Origin of the sequence: Kitasatospora saccharophila (assembly GCF_039529925.1) — a bacterium.
GTDB classification, from domain to species: Bacteria; Actinomycetota; Actinomycetes; order Streptomycetales; family Streptomycetaceae; genus Kitasatospora; species Kitasatospora saccharophila.
The window spans coordinates 1-1,452 of the sequence record NZ_BAAANS010000153.1; the positions used below are offsets into that span (position 1 = coordinate 1).

At 65.6% G+C, this 1,452-nt stretch carries 1 protein-coding gene and 1 pseudogene; one reads left to right on the top strand and one right to left on the bottom strand.

Annotated elements, in window-relative coordinates:
- Positions 1-428: 428 nt before the first annotated feature.
- Positions 429-636, top strand: a pseudogene (locus ABD345_RS39910) (transposase); the annotation flags it as partial.
- Positions 637-668: 32 nt separating this feature from the next.
- On the opposite strand, the gene ABD345_RS39915 reads toward ABD345_RS39910, so the two are convergent.
- Positions 669-977, bottom strand: coding sequence for a DUF7677 family protein (locus tag ABD345_RS39915; protein WP_344559737.1), 309 nt, complete (start codon positions 975-977; stop codon positions 669-671).
- Positions 978-1,452: the final 475 nt, after the last annotated feature.

The following is a 1,452-nucleotide window of genomic DNA, read 5'->3' on the forward strand; positions in this document are numbered from 1 at the left end:
CGGACCCGCTCCGCGTGTCCGGCGATCGGCTTCGCCGATCGCGGCCGGGCGCTTCGCGCCCGGCCCGGGGCGCGCCTCCGCTTCGCTCCGGCGGCCCGAATGGCTAATCTGGGATCAACTCGTCGAGCTGGATGTTGGGTTGATGGAGAAGCGGCCTTCGGCCGGGCTGGCTGGGAAGAGGGGCCGGCCCGGTGTGCAAGGTGGGGGCCGGCAGGGGCAAGCCCGGGAAGAAGGAAGAAGACTGCACGAGTGCCGGTCCGTGCCCGACTCAAGGCCGGGTGCGGTCGAACAACCAACCCGGCACCCACACCTGCATCACTTCCAAACGCCAAACCACCCCGACCACCCCGGCATCCCCGACCCGTCCTGAACCAGACAGACCGAACACAAGCCAACCCCACACCCGAACACAGCCAGTACAACCTGAACCGCACCGGCGCCGCCGTGGGAAGAATCACCTCACCCGGGCAGGGAGCCGATGACGCCGTCCACCGCAGAACCCGCGCCCGAGTCGAGCACGTCTTCTCACGGATGAAGAACCGGAAGATCCTCAGGAACTGCCGCCTACGCGGGACCGGTGTACACCAGGCCGTGCTCGGCGTTGCACGGCTCCACAACCGCGCGCTCGCCGGATAGGACGGCCATACAGAAGCCCGTCCTGCACAGAATCAATGGAGCGCGCATTCCCACGGCTCGATATCCGGCTCACCCGGCGGAAGCTCTCCCTTGCAGTACTGGTAGAGCCACGTTGCCGCCCTGCGCTCGGCGTGCTTTTCGTTGACAGGCTCGCCCCGTTCGTCCAGTTCGAGGACGTTGGCGAAGATGGCGAAGCAGATCTCCGCCTGAGAAGGGGAATCACGGAGCTCTTCCCAGTAGTCGATCCCTTCCAGCATCGGATAACCCACCGAGCCACGGGCAAGCCACCCAGCGAAGCGCCGGAAGGCACCCGAGGTACCGGGACTGAGGTGTGAAGGCATGCCACGAATCCAGCCTCAGCCAGCCGGGGTCACGCCGCCGGTCTGGCTCCGGCCACTCCAGACCTGACAGTGCCAACCACACCAGGCCTGACGGGACAACCCATAAGGGAAGGCTGCCCGCCGACTGCATGTCGGACCTGCCGGGGCTCGACTGGTGCCGGCGGGCAGCTGCCATTCGCCTGCCCCCACCCCGACAGATCATGCCACCCCGCCGGGCAGCCGCCCTCCCGCGTACGCGCTTCACTTCCGAACGGCAGACGATCCCGCCTCACCCTGCCCCCTCTGAGGTAAACATGCCGCTCGAAACCACTCGAAAACAGGCCAGAAAATCAGCCGACCTTCACACCGAACTCCCGCCACCCCTGACTTCAAAATTCGGTGCGAAGAACTCGTAACACGATCTTGGTGATCGCTACTGGTGGGCGTGACTGATGTGACGATTCGCCTGTTCGTGATGGTGTGAGCAACAAGCCGT

What these genes read in the sequence shown, in the direction of transcription:
- ABD345_RS39915 (WP_344559737.1), bottom strand. Translation starts at nt 977, where the DNA reads ATGCCTTCACACCTCAGTCCCGGTACCTCGGGTGCCTTCCGGCGCTTC.